Below are 16,173 nucleotides of genomic sequence, written 5' to 3' on the forward strand. Positions count from 1 at the left end.
TCACCTGAAAAGGTCCATATCTCTTTTCCAACGGAAACAATTGACATCATTATTTCTGTATTTCCCTATAAAATGGAGCACCACAAAAACCCAAGCAAACCAAAACAGCCACGCATGCTCCTGCATAACAGCAGGCCTTCGATAGGCATAGAAGTACTTATCCTGCGCCACAACCATCACATGCATAAAGGCAAATATGAAATTATAAAAAATTACAGCCCCATGCCTCAGCTTTTCTTCTCCACGCTTGGTCAGAACACATCGAAGGAGGCGGGAGCCAGCTAGCGCTGCCACCGAGAATAAAATATAGGCAATCAGCATCAGAACGCCCTCAAATCGATTTATTTTCGACCCCAGCGAAATGCGCTGCGGCCGTAAGGTGCCGAGATGGCCCAAGCATGAAAGACCACCATTGCAAAAATCAGTGAATTTACAATCACCAGGTTCCGGTAAAAATCCCCATCAAGGCCGACATCAACATAAAACACCTCATCGTCTTTCAGGAGAATCACATAAAAGGTGCCCGCCAGAAGTGAGAAAAGATGTAGCGCAAGCTTACTCAGGAGGCCGCTCGTCAGAGTGTATAACTTACGTCGAAGCAGCACCGTTACTGGCACATCGACCATCACGAGCAAAATAAATTGATTGAAACTCATTTTTTGTACTCGTCATAAAACTGATAAGCGTTCGCGCCGCTTGTCGTGATTTCTACCGCTGCCCCCAGCTTGCCTATCTGCCGCACGGCCATTTCCTTGTCAAAATCATGATTTTAATTTAAGACTCACGCATCTAGCTAAGGAAGGAAAGTTTCCACAGCGGCATGATTTAGCGCCCGCGAAAAGCCACCTCAAAATGACGAAACTGTAAGCTATTTCCATCGCGAAGGCGTTGCCCATGCATGCAAGTAAATCATCACAACCGCAACACCATGAACAAGAAACAAATCCAAATAAACGGAATCACTGCGCTCAAAATCAACATAAATCACCCCATTACCTCTTATCACCCCCATATAAACCAACCCCATCCCAAGGGCAAAAGCGTAGGCAGTCATATACCGCACTACGCCTCCACCATCCATGAAAAAGTATTTCCTTAAGAAAAGCATGACAAAAAGATCAGCAAGGGCAAACAACAAAAATAGCAAAGCACTCACTTACCAGCCTCTTTACAAACAATGACCCGCATAGCAACTTGAGGTTATGCCCATAGCTCCTGAATTATGCTTTATTCATCGATAAGCTGCTATCCAAGCGTGAAACAAGACCATTACAAATGAGCCCCCATGCACAACGACCAACTCCTGGACATAACTACCCCCATTATTTAACGCCACAGAAATCACGCCCCCTCCCCCGATGATGGTGACATAAACCACCACCATCACAATCGTAAAGATTTTCAAGAGAAAGGCTCGGAACCCACCGCAGCCTTTGAAGAAAAAAAACCTTCTCAAAAACAACGTAACAGCAACATCACCCACAACAAACAACACAAACTCAACGAGACTCATCATCCAACGTTTCCACAAGCTGCTGAGCACTTATCCAATTCACGCCCATTTCGACATAGAGCGAAAAATTGCTCATCTGCCTAACCGCAATCTCCTTATCCATCTTGTTATATTTGAAAAGCTTCCAAGCCCCGACCTTAGGCACGTTCCGAAACAAGGCACCTACTGACATGGTTATATCGCTCGCCAAGTAGGCTGCTGTACCTTCTCGTTCGGTATACCCGACCGCCTTGGCAGCGCCTTGATAAACTTTTTTGACCGGGCCACTCACATCACTCCGCCCTTCGTACAACCCACGAACGTTCTCATATATATTGTTCCCACCGTGCGCCATCAACGGCGCCCCTGCGAGCCCACATGCCCAACCCAATGATCCATAACAGATCCCCGCACCGGTTACCATTTGGCCCACACCTCCAATCACCCCAAAAGACTGATAAAGAATGCGTTTCGACTGTGCATATAAGCGATCTCGCTCGTTCCGTAGTTCGATCAATGCATCACCAGCACTTAACTTACGCTCCGACACATCATCCAGAACCCGCCGCGCGTAATAAGCCAGTTCACGATTGAACTGCATCCGCAACCGCCGATCCTTCAAATGCCTGGCACTCAGCCCGCAGCCATAGCTGATAAGCCGGGCGGCCGCTGCATTGACCTCCCAGTACGCCTCGTCCAGCCGGTCGCCGTATGCCTTCATGGCTGCTCCCCCCAGGACGCATGGCCGCTGGTGCTGGCGGCATGGTGGATCCAGCTGATGGTGCGATAGCTGATGAACAGGCGCTCTTCCGCATCCTGGTCAGTTAGCAGTACAGCATGGGGCACATCCAGCTCCTGCGACACGATCAAGGCGCCGCCAAGCTTGACCGTGAAGTACTTTTCCCGGTGGCCGGCTGCGTGAGTGCGGTACAGGTGGATATCGCAGTCGATCACTTCGCGGCCATCCACGGCCTGGGCGAGCAAGGGGGTGGACTTGTCGATGGGCTTGGTGATCATCACGGGTTGTTGAACACCGCGTAATCCATTGCTGGGGTTTGCGACGTTGTGGTTGAACGACAGCACCACAATTTCGTCCCGATGATTGAGCTGGCACTTGTTGCCGATGGAATCTTCGCTGGAGCAGCCAGCAGAGATAAGGCCTTGGCGATTGCCTTTGAGGGTCATGTATCCGTGATAAGCCATGCTACGAACTCCCTGTCAGAAAGCTCGCAACTTAATGATTTGAACAACGCTTGTATGTCGGACGCTTCCGAAAATACGCACATCAAAAGTAACCAAGTACGACAGACAATGACCACCGAGCCTGCCCGGCACTAAAACGCGGGCATAAAAAAACCGCCTTCGGTAACCCGGAGGCGGTTTCAAGGGTGTTGCAGCAGCTATTTAGCGTTCATCTTTGCCCTGCACCGCAGGCAATTGCCCCTGGATCATCGCCTTGGCCATGCCGCTGAGGTAATAGGTGGCGCGCATCAGGGTCTTGGCTTCGCTGGGCTTTTGCAGCGCCTGGCGGGTGAGTGTGCTGATGCAGCCCAGCATGATCGAGGTTTCTTCCAGCACCTCCTTGATGGGCTGGCCGGGTATGGCCTGTACCCAATCGCGGGGGCCGCGCTTTCCGGCGTATTGCACCAGGCTCACGATGCCCTGCCCGCCCTCACCCTTCGACTGATCGTCATTGCCCATGGCCTACCCCCTGTGAGTTGTGTGCGCTACCGGCCAAGGCTGGCTTGGCCGGTTTAGAGAAGTTGGAGCTCGCCGCCGCTTGGCAACCCAAGCTTCGAGGCCTGACCGCACGGTCCCTGTGCAGCCCCTTTTTTGCCAGTTGGCCGGATGGTTTGGGTGCTGGGGGCGGCGAGCAGGGCGAGACTAAAACTGTTGCGGCGGCGGTTACAACGGGGCTGGCGGGGAAATGGGGCCTTTGGGAAATGGACTACGTTTGTGTGGGAAACGTCCTTCAAGATTGGGCTGGTTGGGTGGGCTTGGTAAGCGCTGCAGTTCCTTGTAGGAGCAACTGTCTTGTGTTGGCTGAGCCGGCCTCATCGCCGGCAAGCCGGCTCCTACAGGTACAGCGCCTGATTCAGGCCTCGCGCATTCTGTAGGCCTTGTGCCGCGATGGGGCGCGAAGCGGCCCCAGAATCTCGGATTCATGCAAGATCGCCGGGGGCCGCTTTGCGGCCCATCGCGACACAAGGCCGCTCCTACAGGGACCGCATGGCCTTGGCGTCTGCGCTGTACCTGCACGGCCTGGCCGCTTGGGCTAGGATGACGGCTGGTCATTTGGAGCCCACCGCCGCCATGCCCAGAACGCGCAAAGCCACCGACCCGTCCTACGAGTTGATGGACGACCATGAAGGCCACTCGCTGATCTACCGCCAGCACGGCTTCCCCAGCCCGCTGGTGCGCTGGCACTTTCACAAGGAGTACGAGCTGCACCTGATCGTCGCAAGTGCCGGCAAGGTGTTCATCGGCGACTACATCGGCAACTTCGCCCCCGACACGCTGTTTCTCACCGGGCCGAACCTGCCGCACAACTGGATCAGCCAGCTGGCGCCGAACGAGGTGGTGGGCAAGCGCGACATGCTGGTCAATTTCACCGACGAGGTGCTCGAGGACGGCAGCCAGGTGTTCTCCGAACTGCACCAGCTGGCCCCGCTGCTGGCCAGGGCGCGCTATGGCATCGAGTTTCGCGACCCGGCGCTGATCCGCGACAGCCGCCAACTGCTGCAGCGCATCGCCGACAGCCGCGGCATGACCCGGCTGGGATACTTTTTTATCCTGATGGAACAGCTGGCGGCCTGCGAGGATTACCAGCTGCTGTCCACCGTCACCTCCTCGCAACTGGCCGACGAGCTGAACGTCGAGCGCATCAACCGGGCGGTGGACTACATCTTCCAGCACTACGCCCAGGACCTCACCCAGCACGAAGTGGCCGAGCACCTGGGCATGACCACTACGTACTTTTCGCGGTTCTTCAAGCAAGCCGCCGGGCGCGGCTTTGTCGAGTTCGTCAACCGGTTGCGGGTGAGCAAGTCGTGCGAGCTGCTGGCCAAGGGCGAGCTGCCGGTGACCGAGGTGTGCTTTGAATCGGGGTTCAGCAACTTGTCCAACTTCAACCGGCGGTTCCAGCAGTTGAAGGGGATGACGCCGTCGAGTTACCGCAGCCTGGTGACGCAGCGGTTGACCGAGCAGAACCGGGTTTGAGGCAGTGGATTTCTGTTGAATCGCCGGAATTGGGGTGACGACGTGGGAGCGGGCTTGCCCCGCGATGGATGGCACCGGCTGCGCCGGTATCGCGGGGCAAGCCCGCTCCCACAGAGATCGCGTCACTGCAAAAAAGTATCAGCACCTGTGCAGGCGAGGCTTTGTGGCTTGCGTCCTACAAGGTTGTAATCGGTAGCGAGCGACACAAAAACAATAATGTCTTCCGTGCCGTCCCCCCGGCCCGGTAAGGGAGTTCATGATGAACGACTCGATCAAGGCCTGTGTGGCCGCCGCTTGCCTGGGCCTGGCGCTGAACGCCCAGGCCGCCGAAACCCTGACCATCGCCACGGTCAACAACAACGACATGATCCGCATGCAGCGCCTGGCCAAGGTGTTCGAACAGCAGCACCCGGACATCAGCCTGAAGTGGGTGGTACTGGAAGAAAACGTGCTGCGCCAGCGCCTGACCACCGACATCGCCACCCAGGGCGGGCAGTTCGACGTGCTGACCATCGGCATGTACGAAGCCGCGCTATGGGGCGCCAAGGGCTGGCTGGCGCCGATGACCGAGCTGCCCGCCGACTACAACCTCGACGATGTATTCCCCTCGGTGCGCGAAGGCCTTTCCGCAGGTGGCACCCTGTACGCCCTGCCCTTCTACGCCGAAGCCTCGATCACCTATTACCGCAAGGACCTGTTCGCCAAGGCCGGCTTGAGCATGCCCGAGCAGCCGACCTGGACCCAACTGGCCGAATACGCCGCCAAGCTCAACCACCCCGACCAGGGCCAGTACGGTATATGCCTGCGCGGCAAGGCCGGCTGGGGCGAAAACATGGCGCTGATCGGCACCCTGGCCAACGCCTTCGGCGCGCGCTGGTTCGATGAAAAATGGCAGCCGCAGTTCGACACCAGCGAATGGCAGAAGGCGCTGAACTTCTACGTCAGCAGCATGACCCAGTACGGCCCGCCCGGCGCCTCGAGCAACGGCTTCAACGAAAACCTGGCGCTGTTCAACAGCGGCAAGTGCGCCATGTGGGTGGACGCCAGCGTGGCCGGCTCGTTCGTCACCGACAAGAGCCAGAGCAAGGTGGCCGACCAGGTGGGCTTCACCTTCGCGCCCAAGGAAGTCACCGACAAGGGCGCTTCGTGGCTGTATTCCTGGGCGCTGGCGATCCCCACCAGTGCCAAGCACAAGGACGCCGCCAAAGCCTTCAGCACCTGGGCCACCTCCGAGGCCTACGGCAAGCTGGTGGCCGAAAAAGAAGGCGTGGCCAACGTGCCGCCGGGCACCCGCGCCTCCACCTACAGCGACGCCTACCTGGCCGCCGCGCCGTTTGCCAAGGTGACGCTTGAGTCGCTCAAGCGCGTGGACCCCAAGCACCCCACCCTCAAGCCCGTGCCCTACGTGGGCATCCAGCTGGTGACCATCCCCGAGTTCCAGGCCATCGGCACCCAGGTGGGCAAGCTGTTCGCCGCCGCCCTTACCGGGCAAATGGACGTGGAGCAGGCGCTGGCCGCCGCGCAGCAGTCCACCGCCCGCGAGATGAAGCGCGCCGGCTACCCCAAGTAGCCCGCCGCTAAACCCCGCCACGCCCTGACCCGGCGTGGCGCATTTCGCCGCACTGATCACATCGGAGTCGCCATGAACACTACGGCCCTCGACACCCCGAGCCAGGCCCGCGCACGCCCCGGTAAACGCCGCGTCGGCCCCGGCTGGTTTCTGGTCAGCCCCTCGGTGGCGCTGCTGCTGTTGTGGATGATCGTGCCCCTGGGCATGACCCTGTATTTCTCGCTGATCCGCTACAACCTGCTGTACCCCGGCGAGAACGAATTCGTCGGCCTGGAGAACTTCAGCTTTTTCGTCACCGACCCGGGTTTCATGCCCGGCGCACTCAACACCCTGGTGCTGGTAGGCAGCGTGCTGGCCATCAGCGTGGTGCTGGGGGTGCTGATTGCCGCCTTGCTTGAGGCCGGCGAGTTCTGGGGCCGGGGCGTGGTACGGGTGCTGCTGATTTCGCCGTTTTTCATCATGCCCACGGTCAGCGCGCTGCTGTGGAAGAACCTGATATTGCACCCGGTGTCGGGCATTCTCGCCGCGCTGTGGCGGCTGTTCGGCGCACAGCCCATGGACTGGCTGGCGCACCACCCGCTGCTGTCGATCATCCTGATCGTGTCGTGGCAGTGGCTGCCGTTCGCCATTCTGATTCTGATGACCGCCATGCAGTCGCTGGACCAGGAACAAAAAGAAGCCGCGCGGCTGGATGGTGCCGGGCCCCTGGCGATCTTCTGGCACCTGACGTTGCCGCACCTGGCCAGGCCGATTGCCGTGGTGGTGATGATCGAGACCATCTTCTTGCTGTCGGTGTTCGCCGAGATTTTCACCACCACCAGCGGCGGCCCGGGCTTTGAGTCCACCAACCTGGCCTACCTGATCTACAACCAGGCGCTGCTGCAGTTCGACGTGGGCATGGCCTCGGCGGGCGGGCTGATTGCCGTGCTGATCGCCAACATTGCCGCCATCGTGCTGGTGCGCATGATCGGCAAGAACCTGACCGAACGCAGCTGAGGAGCCCGCCATGCCGACACTCAAGCAAACCCGCCGGCTGCACAACACGCTGTTGGGCCTGTTGTGCTGGGGCATCGCCCTGGTGATGTTCTTCCCGATCCTGTGGATGCTGCTGACCAGCTTCAAGACCGAGCTGGACGCCTTTGCCACGCCGCCGCAGTTCATCTTTGTGCCGACCCTGGAAAACTACCTGCACATCAACGAGCGCAGCGATTACTTCGCCTATGCCTGGAACTCGGTGTTCATCTCGTTCTCGGCGACACTGCTGTGCCTGCTGATCGCGGTGCCGGCGGCGTACTCCATGGCGTTTTTCGAAAGCCGCCACACCAAGCGCACGCTGCTGTGGATGCTGTCGACCAAGATGCTGCCGCCGGTGGGGGTGTTGATGCCGATCTACCTGCTGGCCAAGCAGTTCGGCCTGCTGGATTCGCGCCTGGCGCTGATCATCGTGTACACCCTGGTGAACCTGCCGATCGTGGTGTGGATGGTGTACACCTACTTCAAGGATATCCCGGTGGACATCCTCGAAGCTGCACGCCTGGACGGGGCCGGCACCTGGCAGGAAATCGTGCGGGTGCTGCTGCCGATTGCCCGCGGCGGGCTGGCCTCGACCCTGTTGCTGTCGTTGATCCTGTGCTGGAACGAGGCGTTCTGGTCGCTGAACCTGACGTCGTCTGCCGCCGCGCCGCTGACGGCGCTGGTGGCCTCCTATTCAAGCCCCGAGGGGCTGTTCTGGGCCAAGCTCTCGGCCGTGTCGACCCTGGCCTGCGCGCCGATACTGATTTTTGGCTGGGTCAGCCAGAAGCAGTTGGTGCGCGGGCTTTCGTTCGGGGCGGTGAAATGAACGGGGGGTGGATGGCACTGGCTGCGCCAGTGATCGCCGGCAAGCCGGCTCCTACAGGGGGCCCGCCCCTGGCTTATCAGCTGTGGGAGCGGGCTTGCCCCGCGATCACCGGCAAAGCCGGTGCCATCCACCGCATCGCCGAACAACCCCGCTCCCACGCCAATTGCGTTTTCGCTTCTGATAAGGACACCCAACATGGCTGACCTGAAAATCCGCAACCTGCACAAAGGCTTCGATGGCCACGCCATCATCAAAGGCATCGACCTGGACGTGCGCGACCGCGAGTTCGTGGTGTTCGTCGGCCCCTCGGGCTGCGGCAAGTCCACCCTTTTGCGGCTGATCGCCGGGCTTGAAGAGGTGAGCAGCGGCCAGATCACCCTGGACGGCGCCGACATCACCGACACCGCCCCGGCCAAGCGCGACCTGGCCATGGTGTTCCAGACCTACGCCCTGTACCCGCACATGACCGTGCGCAAGAACCTGTCGTTTGCCCTGGACCTGGCCGGCGTGGCCAAGCAGGAGGTGGCCAGCAAGGTGGACAACGCCGCGCGCATTCTTGAGCTGCAACCGCTGCTGGAACGCAAGCCGCGCCAGTTGTCCGGTGGCCAGCGCCAGCGGGTGGCGATTGGCCGGGCAATCGTGCGCAACCCGAAAATCTTCCTGTTCGACGAGCCGCTGTCCAACCTCGACGCCGCCCTGCGCGTGCAGATGCGCCTGGAGCTGGCGCGCCTGCACCAGGAGCTGGCCGCGACCATGATCTACGTGACCCACGACCAGGTCGAGGCGATGACCCTGGCCGACAAGGTGGTGGTGCTCAACGGCGGGCGCATCGAGCAGGTGGGCTCGCCGCTGGAGCTTTACCACCACCCGGCCAACCTGTTTGTGGCGGGTTTTCTCGGCACACCAAAAATGGCCCTGCTGCGCGGGCACCTGAGCCGCAACCAGGGCAGCCAGTGCGAGGTGGCCCTGGAGTGCGGCGCGCGCATCGCCTTGCCGCTGTGCGCAGGCGAGCTGGCCACCGGCAGCCAGGTGACCCTGGGCATCCGCCCGGAACACCTGGAGATCGGCCAGGGCCCGCTGCAGGTGACTGCCGACGTGAGCGAACGGCTGGGCAGCGACACCTACTGCCACGTGCGCGCCGCAAGCGGCGAGATGCTCACCGTACGGGTGCGCGGCGACTTCGCCCCGGGCTTTGGCGAAAGCCTGCAATTGGGCTTCGCCCCCCTGCACTGCCACCTGTTCGACAGCAATGGCCAGGCCCTCGACAAACGACTGCAGCACGTAGCCTAAGGACCCCAGGATGAAACTGAACCCGCACAACCTCGGGCAACTGCCGGCCGGCATCGCCCGCCCCACCTACGACCCGGCGCAACTGCGCCAGGGCATCGTGCACATTGGCGTCGGTGGTTTTCACCGCGCCCACCAGGCCGCCTACACCGACGCCCTGATGAACCGCAGCGAAGGCCTGGACTGGGCCATCTGCGGCGCCGGCTTGCGCAGCGAGGACCGCGCCATGCACGATGCCCTGGCCGGGCAAGGCTACCTGTACACCCTGTACGAGCTGGGCGACGGGCCCGGCACCGAAGTGCGGGTGATCGGCGCGCTCAACGGCATGCTGCTGGCCGAAGACGGCGCCGAGGCCCTGCTGCAGAAACTGGCCGAGCCCGGCATCCGCATCGTCTCGCTGACCATCACCGAGGGCGGCTACTGCATCGACGACGGCAGCGGCGAGTTTCGCGCCGACCTGCCGCTGATCCAGCACGACCTGGCCAACCCGCAGGCCCCGCGCAGCGTGTTCGGCTATTTGTGCGAAGCCCTGCGCCGACGCCGCGAGGCCGGCAGCGGGCCGTTCACGGTGATGTCCTGCGATAACCTGCCGCACAACGGCGCGGTGGCGCGCAAGGCGCTGCTGGCCTTCGCCCGGCTGCTGGACCCGGAGCTTGCCCGCTGGGTCGACAGCAACGTCAGCTTCCCCAACGCCATGGTCGACCGCATCACCCCGATGACCAGCGCGGCGCACCGCCAGCAACTGCTGGAACGCCACGGCATCGACGATGCCTGGCCGGTGGTGTGCGAGCCGTTTTTGCAGTGGGTGGTGGAAGACAAGTTCGTCGCCGGGCGCCCGGCCTGGGAGAAGGTCGGCGTGCAGTTTACCGACGACGTCACCCCCTACGAGGCGATGAAGATCAAGCTGCTTAACGGCAGCCACCTGGCGCTGACCTACCTGGGCTTTTTGCAGGGCTACCGCTTCGTCCACGAAACCCTGGCCGACCCGCTGCTGCACCGCTACATGCGCGCGTTCATGGACCTGGACGTCACCCCGCAACTGGCCCCGGTGCCGGGTATCGACCTGGCCCGCTACAAAGACAGCCTGACCGAGCGCTTTGCCAACCGCGCCATCGCCGACCAGCTGGAGCGGGTGTGCTCGGACGGCTCGTCGAAATTCCCCAAGTTCATCGTGCCCACCGCCAACCGCCTGATCGCAGGCGGCCAGCCGCTGGAGCGGGTGGCGCTGGTGGTGGCGGCCTGGGCCTTGTACCTGCGCGGCGTGGATGAAAACGGCAGCAAGTACGCCATCCCCGACCCACGCGCCGCCGACTGCCAGGCGCGGGTGGTGCAGCGCGATGGCCTGGCCGCCCGGGTGCTGGGCGACGAGGCGATTTTCGGCACGCTGATCCCGGCGAGCCGGGCCTTTGTCAGCGCCTTCGAGCAGCAGTACGACAGCCTGCGCGAACACGGCGTGAGCGAAACCCTGCGCCGCGTGCTCGGCGACTGACCCGGAGCCCGCTGCAATGGACGGACTGTTTGTTGGTATCGACTGCGGCACCCAGGGCACCAAGGCCCTGGTGCTGGACGCCGGTAGCGGCCAGGTGCTGGGCCTGGGCAGCGCCGCCCACGCGCCGCCGCAAGGGCGCGATGGCCGGCGTGAGCAAGACCCGGCGGATTGGCTGGCGGCGTTGCAGGTGGCGGTGGCCGAGGCACTGCGCTCGGCTGGCGTCGATGGCCAGGCGATCCGCGGGCTGGCGGTGTCCGGCCAGCAGCACGGGCTGGTGCTGCTCGACGCCCAGGGCCAGGTGCTGCGCCCGGCCAAGCTGTGGTGCGACACCGAGACCGTGGCCGAAAACAACGAGCTGCTCGCCGCCCTCGGCGGTGTACAAGGCTCGCTGGAGCGCCTGGGGCTGGTGATCGCGCCGGGCTATACCCTGTCGAAGCTGCTGTGGACCCAGCGCCAGCACCCTGAGCTGTTCGCTCGCCTAGCGCACATTCTGCTGCCCCACGACTACCTCAATTACTGGCTCACCGGCCGCGCCTGCAGCGAGCCCGGCGATGCCTCCGGCACCGGCTACTACGACGTGCGCCGGCGCACCTGGGCGGCCGATGTGCTGCAGCTTATCGAGCCGGGCGAACGCCTGGTTGCGGCGCTGCCCGAGCTGGTCGAGCCCGGCGCGTGCATCGGCAGCTTGCGCCAGGGGGCTGCCGCCGCACTGGGCTTGAACCCGCAGGCGTGGGTGGCCAGTGGTGGCGGCGACAACATGCTCGGCGCCATCGGCACCGGCAATATCGCCCCCGGCATGATCACCCTGAGCCTGGGTACCTCCGGCACTTTGGCCGCCTTTGCCGAGCAACCCCAGGTGAGCGCCCAGGGCGAAGTGGCGACCTTTTGCGCCTCCAGCGGTGGCTGGCTGCCGCTGATCTGCACCATGAACCTCACCAGCGCCTGCGCCCTGGTGCGCGACCTGCTGGAGCTGGACCTGGAGCGCTTCACCGCCCTCGCCGCCCAGGCGCCGATCGGCGCCGACGGCTTGCTGATGCTGCCGTTCTTCGACGGTGAGCGGGTGCCGGCGCTGCCCGCGGCCAGCGCCAGCCTGCACGGCATGACCAGCGCCAACCTGACCCGCGCCAACCTGTGCCGGGCGGTGTTGGAAGGCACCTGCTTCAGCCTGCGCTACGGCCTCGACCTGCTGCGCGCCAGCGGGCTGCAAGGCAACGAGATACGCCTGGTCGGCGGCGCGGCGAAAAGCCCGTTGTGGCGCCAGGTGCTGGCCGATTTGCTCGGTGTGCCGCTGGTGTGCCCACGCCAGACCGAGGCCGCGGCACTGGGGGCGGCGATACAGGCGGCGTGGAGCCTTGGCCGCCAATTCGGCCGGGGCGACAGCCTTGATGTGCTGTGCCAGCGCTGCGTGGCGCTGGACGAAAGCACCCGCACCCTGCCCCACCCCGCGCGCCAGGCCGCCTACGCGCTTGCCTACCAGCGCTATCGTGACCACTTGCCTGCGCACTGAGCGCCGGGCGCAACTTTTAGAGAGGGGAACAGCATGTACCTGGTGTGTGGCGAGGCCCTGTTCGATGTGTTCAGCCAGGCCACCAGCAGCCGCAGCGGCGAGCTGGGGTTTACCGCGATTGCCGGCGGCTCGCCGTTCAACGTGGCGGTGGGCTTGCGCCGGCTGGGGGTGGAGGCGGCGTTGTTCGGCGGGCTGTCCAGTGACTACCTCGGCGCCCGGCTGCGGCGGGTGCTGGAGGAGGAACAGGTGGACTGCCGCCATGTGGTGACCAGCGATGCGCCGACCACGCTGGCCATGGTCGGGCTGGATGCGAGTGGCTCGGCGCAGTACCAGTTTCGCGGCGAAGGCTGTGCCGACCGGCAGGTGCGGTTGGAGCATCTGCCAGTGCTGGGCGACAGCGTGCGCGGGTTGCATGTCGGCTCCTACACCTTGGTGGTCACGCCTGTGGCCGAAACCTTGCTGGCGTTGGTGCAGCGCGAGCGGGAGCGGCGGCTGATCAGCCTGGACCCGAACGTGCGCCTGAACCCGCAGCCGGATGTGGCGCTGTGGCGCCGGCAGGTGGAGGCGTTTGCCGGGCATGCGCACCTGATCAAGGCCAGCGAGGAAGACCTGGCGCTGCTGTACCCAGGGCGCGATGCCGGGGATGTGGCGCGGGGCTGGTTGAACGAGCGGTGCCGGTTGGTGTTCGTCACCCATGGGGCGGAGGGGGCCAGCGTGCATTGTGCGCATGGCTCGTGGCAACGACCGGCGGATGCGTCGTTGCCGGTGCGCGATACGGTCGGCGCGGGGGATACCTTCCAGGCCGCCGTGCTGGCTTGCCTGGCGCGCCTCGGGGCAGACAGCCCGGCAGGGGTGGCCGGGTTGGGGCGGGGTAGCATCGATGCGATGCTGAGCTATGCGATTCGCGCCGCTGCGGTGACCTGCTCGCGGGTGGGGCCGGATTTGCCGTTTGAGCGGGAGTTGCAGGCTATGGGCCCCTTGTAGGAGCGGCCTTGTGTCGCGAAAGAGCTGCGAAGCGGCCCCAGGATTTCGGCATCATGCAGAATTGCCGGGGCTGCTGCGCAGCCCATTCGCGACACAAGGCCGCTCCTACAGGTGATGCGTACTCCCGGCATTACGCGGCCGCTGTAGGAGCCGGCTTGCCGGCGATGGCGCCATAGGCTCTAACACGGCACTTCATGCAAACCACCCATACCCAAACACCCCCAAAACCCCGGATACTCCCCCCGCCTGCCACCACCCGGACACCCCGGCAATGACCCTCTTCTACCTCAAGCTGTGCATCACCCCGCTGCTGATGTGGGCCGTGTCCCTGGCCTCGCGCCGCTGGGGCGGCCTGCTCGGCGGCTTGTTGTCCGGCCTGCCGATCACCTCGGCGCTGGTGATGACCTTCCTGTGCCTGGAACAAGGCACCGCCTTTGCCCTGCACGCCGTACCCGGCGCCCTCGGCGGCCTGGCTGCGGTGCAGGCCACCTATGCCTTCTACCTGTTCAGCACCCGCCGGCTGGGCATCGCCCTGGCCGCCCCGCTGGCGCTGCTGTTTTACGCCGCTGCCGCCTACACCTTCACCCACTGGGGCACCCTGGCGCTGTCGATCGGCGTCGCCCTGCTGCTGATCGCCGTGCTGATTCGCGCCACCGGCCGCGAACCCAAGCCCGACACCCTGGCCCGCCCGCGCCAGCGTATCTGGGAGATCCCCCTGCGCATGGCATCTGCCACCGCGCTGCTGATGGTCATCACCAGCCTGGCCAGCTGGCTGGGCCCGGCCGCCAGCGGCATGCTCGCGCCGATCCCGGTGATCGCCTGGCCGCTGGTGGTGTTCGCCCACGTGCAGGGCGGGCGCGCCGGCATGGCCGCCATGGTGCGCGGCAATGCCATCGGCGCGGTGGGGGTGATTGCGTTCTACCTGGTGGTGGCCGGGCTGCTGGAGCGCCTGGGCATAGCCGCCACCTTTACCCTGGCCGTGGTGCTGGCGGTGGTGATTACCGTGGCGGTGGCCGCCGCGCTGCGCAAACGCTGAGCGCGGGCCGCCCACTGAACATGTGATGAAAAGGAGTTCGACACACGCCATGCATGCACTTAAAGCAAAGCTGATTGACCGTTACCAGCAAGCGTCCATCCCCCAGCGCTTCTATGGCGCAGCCCTTGCCGTCTACCTGGTTGGCTTCGTGCTGTTCTGGAAGCAGGGTTTTACTGCCCTGAACAACGTGAGCACCCTGGCCTGCGCGTTGATCGTCTGCGGCTTCGTCAGCTGGTGCTACCCGTTTTTGCGCTGGCTGCATGGGGCCTGGGAGAAACCGCTGGCCAAGACGCCCATCGTCATCCTGCACCTGCTGGTGCTGCTGATCGCCACCGCCTGCGCGCGGCATGCCGTCAGCGAAAGCCTGGGGCTGCCGCCGCAGAGCTTCGACCTGAGCGTCGCCTTGCTGGCCTTGCTGTTCTACATACCGGCCTGGCTGGGGGTGCTGGCGGCGGTGATCCTGCCCTTCGCGTTTGTGGGTTGGGTTGTCGCCTTGCTTGGCCTGGGCCTGGATTTTATCTGGCATCAACTCACCGGCCCGTTCAACGGGTTCGGCTACAAACCTGTGCTGAAAGATCGCCTCGGCCCGGTGCTGTTCCATTGCACCGGCGCACTGATGGGCGCGGTGTTGCTCACCGCCAGCTTCGGCTATTTCACAGAGAACTTCAGCCCGACGTTCAAGGCCGTGACCCAGGTGATCGCCCTGCGCAGCGATTTCCACCAGGCCCCGCACTACCCCGGCGTGCAGCCCGGCGAGTGGGTACACCCGCTGGAGAACGGCTACATCGCCTTTGCCCGCCAGCGCGACGACCACAGCACCGAGTTTGGCGTGCGGGTACAGACGACCGATGCCCCCGAGGCGGTGGTGCAGACCTTTGCCTCGACAAAGTCGACGATCAGCGCCCTGTTCGCCGGCCTGCACGACACACTGCAACAATGGCTGGCGCAACCACCACCCGCCAATTGATGCCTTAACGCCACTACGGCATGATGCGCGCCACACCCACAGCCCAGGACAGCACCGTGCGCGCCACCCCCTTCCCGACCTTTCGCGATACCCCGGCCCGTCCGTCGTTCCTGACGAGCCTGGCCCTGCTGCTGCTGGCCGTGGCCGTATGCGTTGCCGGCGGCATGGCCGCCGGCTACCAGGGCGGCGCGCTGCCCCGGCCCGGCGAGGTGAGCTGGGCGATGATCCAGGCTGGCATGCCCTACTCCGCCTGCGGGCTGCTGGTGCTGTTTGCCTGGCAGCATGTGCGCGGCGGCATCTTCAAGGCGTTCGTCGGCGAGCGCGTGCTCGGCCCGCTGGCCAACGGCCTGCTGCGCCTGGCGCTGACCCTGGGCATCGGTTATGCGGTGATGCGCGACCAGGGCATGGCGCCAGAGCCGTACCTGGCCCAGCTGTTCGACGGGCTGGCCCCCGGGCAGGTGCAACGCCTGGTGCTGCAGCTGGTGCTGTTCACCGCCATTAGCGAAGAACTGCTGCTGCGCCATTACGTCATGGGCGTGCTGGGGTGGCAGGACGGCGGCTGGTGGAAGTGGGCCGCGATCGGTGCCAGCGCGGCGGTGTACATGAGCTTGCCGCTGCCTTACGAGAGTGCTTGGGTGCTGGTGTTGTTGATGGCGATTGGCGTGATTATCGGGATTGCGCGGGTGAACAGCCGCGGGATGCTGGTGCCGATTGTGTTGCATGGCGCTGCGATGGGTGGGGTGTTGGCGGTGGGGCATTGGCAGTTGGCGATTTAACGCTTG

General features: G+C 63.6%; 18 protein-coding genes. 11 read left to right on the top strand and 7 right to left on the bottom strand.

The features are described 5' to 3' along the window. From KSS94_RS17060 to KSS94_RS17090, 7 genes are all read right to left on the bottom strand, one after another. A complete protein-coding gene (locus KSS94_RS17060; RefSeq protein WP_217839270.1) occupies nucleotides 1–321 on the bottom strand; it encodes a hypothetical protein in 321 nt (106 codons plus the stop codon). A 20-nt stretch (nucleotides 322–341) separates the two neighbouring features. After that, nucleotides 342–656 (bottom strand): hypothetical protein, encoded by a 315-nt coding sequence (locus KSS94_RS17065; RefSeq protein WP_217839271.1) that lies wholly within the window; start codon nucleotides 654–656, stop codon nucleotides 342–344. A gap of 212 nt (nucleotides 657–868) precedes the next feature. Further along, entirely contained in the window at nucleotides 869–1,156 is a 288-nt protein-coding gene (locus tag KSS94_RS17070; RefSeq protein WP_217839272.1) for a hypothetical protein, read from the bottom strand. A 75-nt stretch (nucleotides 1,157–1,231) separates the two neighbouring features. Then, nucleotides 1,232–1,516: a hypothetical protein gene (locus KSS94_RS17075; protein WP_217839273.1), complete on the bottom strand. Its 285-nt coding sequence runs from the start codon at nucleotides 1,514–1,516 to the stop codon at nucleotides 1,232–1,234. Continuing rightward, on the bottom strand, nucleotides 1,500–2,213 hold the full coding sequence (locus KSS94_RS17080; RefSeq protein WP_217839274.1) for a DUF4225 domain-containing protein: 714 nt from the start codon (nucleotides 2,211–2,213) through the stop codon (nucleotides 1,500–1,502). The genes KSS94_RS17075 and KSS94_RS17080 overlap by 17 nt, the downstream gene beginning before the upstream one ends. Next, on the bottom strand, nucleotides 2,210–2,695 hold the full coding sequence (locus KSS94_RS17085; protein WP_217839275.1) for an Hcp family type VI secretion system effector: 486 nt from the start codon (nucleotides 2,693–2,695) through the stop codon (nucleotides 2,210–2,212). Before KSS94_RS17085 ends, KSS94_RS17080 begins: the two co-directional genes overlap by 4 nt. Nucleotides 2,696–2,896: 201 nt before the next feature. Next, entirely contained in the window at nucleotides 2,897–3,193 is a 297-nt protein-coding gene (locus tag KSS94_RS17090; RefSeq protein ID WP_217839276.1) for a DUF3077 domain-containing protein, read from the bottom strand. Nucleotides 3,194–3,805: 612 nt separating this feature from the next. Between KSS94_RS17090 and KSS94_RS17095 the strand changes: the two genes are divergently transcribed. The 11 genes from KSS94_RS17095 to KSS94_RS17145 all read left to right on the top strand — a co-directional run bounded on the left by KSS94_RS17095 (nucleotide 3,806) and on the right by KSS94_RS17145 (nucleotide 16,167). Further along, nucleotides 3,806–4,711, top strand: coding sequence for an AraC family transcriptional regulator (locus KSS94_RS17095; protein WP_217839277.1), 906 nt, complete (start codon nucleotides 3,806–3,808; stop codon nucleotides 4,709–4,711). Nucleotides 4,712–4,970: 259 nt separating this feature from the next. Continuing rightward, nucleotides 4,971–6,281: an ABC transporter substrate-binding protein gene (locus KSS94_RS17100; protein WP_217839278.1), complete on the top strand. Its 1,311-nt coding sequence runs from the start codon at nucleotides 4,971–4,973 to the stop codon at nucleotides 6,279–6,281. A 72-nt stretch (nucleotides 6,282–6,353) separates the two neighbouring features. Beyond that, a complete protein-coding gene (locus KSS94_RS17105; RefSeq protein ID WP_217839279.1) occupies nucleotides 6,354–7,277 on the top strand; it encodes a carbohydrate ABC transporter permease in 924 nt (307 codons plus the stop codon). A gap of 10 nt (nucleotides 7,278–7,287) precedes the next feature. Then, nucleotides 7,288–8,121 carry a carbohydrate ABC transporter permease gene (locus KSS94_RS17110; protein ID WP_217839280.1) on the top strand — a complete coding sequence of 278 codons (834 nt, stop codon included), beginning with the start codon at nucleotides 7,288–7,290 and terminating at the stop codon, nucleotides 8,119–8,121. A 195-nt stretch (nucleotides 8,122–8,316) separates the two neighbouring features. Further along, nucleotides 8,317–9,411 carry an ABC transporter ATP-binding protein gene (locus tag KSS94_RS17115; protein ID WP_217839281.1) on the top strand — a complete coding sequence of 365 codons (1,095 nt, stop codon included), beginning with the start codon at nucleotides 8,317–8,319 and terminating at the stop codon, nucleotides 9,409–9,411. Nucleotides 9,412–9,421: 10 nt separating this feature from the next. Then, complete coding sequence (locus KSS94_RS17120) at nucleotides 9,422–10,897, top strand: mannitol dehydrogenase family protein (protein WP_217839282.1); 1,476 nt, start codon at nucleotides 9,422–9,424, stop codon at nucleotides 10,895–10,897. A gap of 16 nt (nucleotides 10,898–10,913) precedes the next feature. Further along, nucleotides 10,914–12,404: a xylulokinase gene (gene xylB, locus KSS94_RS17125; protein WP_217839283.1), complete on the top strand. Its 1,491-nt coding sequence runs from the start codon at nucleotides 10,914–10,916 to the stop codon at nucleotides 12,402–12,404. 33 nt (nucleotides 12,405–12,437) lie between these two features. After that, nucleotides 12,438–13,388 carry a carbohydrate kinase family protein gene (locus KSS94_RS17130; RefSeq protein ID WP_217839284.1) on the top strand — a complete coding sequence of 317 codons (951 nt, stop codon included), beginning with the start codon at nucleotides 12,438–12,440 and terminating at the stop codon, nucleotides 13,386–13,388. 271 nt (nucleotides 13,389–13,659) lie between these two features. Next, on the top strand, nucleotides 13,660–14,424 hold the full coding sequence (locus tag KSS94_RS17135) for a hypothetical protein (RefSeq protein ID WP_217839285.1): 765 nt from the start codon (nucleotides 13,660–13,662) through the stop codon (nucleotides 14,422–14,424). Between the two features lie 49 nt (nucleotides 14,425–14,473). Continuing rightward, nucleotides 14,474–15,391, top strand: coding sequence for a hypothetical protein (locus KSS94_RS17140; RefSeq protein ID WP_217839286.1), 918 nt, complete (start codon nucleotides 14,474–14,476; stop codon nucleotides 15,389–15,391). Nucleotides 15,392–15,447: 56 nt separating this feature from the next. Next, entirely contained in the window at nucleotides 15,448–16,167 is a 720-nt protein-coding gene (locus tag KSS94_RS17145; protein WP_217839287.1) for a CPBP family intramembrane glutamic endopeptidase, read from the top strand. Nucleotides 16,168–16,173 lie beyond the last annotated feature (6 nt).

It is taken from the genome of Pseudomonas fakonensis, assembly GCF_019139895.1.
Taxonomy (GTDB): Bacteria; Pseudomonadota; Gammaproteobacteria; order Pseudomonadales; family Pseudomonadaceae; genus Aquipseudomonas; species Aquipseudomonas fakonensis.

Bases quoted from the DNA above. Each gene is read 5' to 3' on its own strand.
- KSS94_RS17060 (WP_217839270.1), bottom strand. From the start codon at position 321: ATGCTGATTGCCTATATTTTATTCTCGGTGGCAGCGCTAGCTGGCTCC.
- KSS94_RS17065 (WP_217839271.1), bottom strand. From the start codon at position 656: ATGAGTTTCAATCAATTTATTTTGCTCGTGATGGTCGATGTGCCAGTA.
- KSS94_RS17075 (WP_217839273.1), bottom strand. From the start codon at position 1,516: ATGATGAGTCTCGTTGAGTTTGTGTTGTTTGTTGTGGGTGATGTTGCT.
- KSS94_RS17080 (WP_217839274.1), bottom strand. From the start codon at position 2,213: ATGAAGGCATACGGCGACCGGCTGGACGAGGCGTACTGGGAGGTCAAT.
- KSS94_RS17085 (WP_217839275.1), bottom strand. From the start codon at position 2,695: ATGGCTTATCACGGATACATGACCCTCAAAGGCAATCGCCAAGGCCTT.
- KSS94_RS17090 (WP_217839276.1), bottom strand. From the start codon at position 3,193: ATGGGCAATGACGATCAGTCGAAGGGTGAGGGCGGGCAGGGCATCGTG.
- KSS94_RS17095 (WP_217839277.1), top strand. From the start codon at position 3,806: ATGCCCAGAACGCGCAAAGCCACCGACCCGTCCTACGAGTTGATGGAC.
- KSS94_RS17100 (WP_217839278.1), top strand. From the start codon at position 4,971: ATGAACGACTCGATCAAGGCCTGTGTGGCCGCCGCTTGCCTGGGCCTG.
- KSS94_RS17105 (WP_217839279.1), top strand. From the start codon at position 6,354: ATGAACACTACGGCCCTCGACACCCCGAGCCAGGCCCGCGCACGCCCC.
- KSS94_RS17110 (WP_217839280.1), top strand. From the start codon at position 7,288: ATGCCGACACTCAAGCAAACCCGCCGGCTGCACAACACGCTGTTGGGC.
- KSS94_RS17115 (WP_217839281.1), top strand. From the start codon at position 8,317: ATGGCTGACCTGAAAATCCGCAACCTGCACAAAGGCTTCGATGGCCAC.
- KSS94_RS17120 (WP_217839282.1), top strand. From the start codon at position 9,422: ATGAAACTGAACCCGCACAACCTCGGGCAACTGCCGGCCGGCATCGCC.
- xylB (WP_217839283.1), top strand. From the start codon at position 10,914: ATGGACGGACTGTTTGTTGGTATCGACTGCGGCACCCAGGGCACCAAG.
- KSS94_RS17130 (WP_217839284.1), top strand. From the start codon at position 12,438: ATGTACCTGGTGTGTGGCGAGGCCCTGTTCGATGTGTTCAGCCAGGCC.
- KSS94_RS17135 (WP_217839285.1), top strand. From the start codon at position 13,660: ATGACCCTCTTCTACCTCAAGCTGTGCATCACCCCGCTGCTGATGTGG.
- KSS94_RS17140 (WP_217839286.1), top strand. From the start codon at position 14,474: ATGCATGCACTTAAAGCAAAGCTGATTGACCGTTACCAGCAAGCGTCC.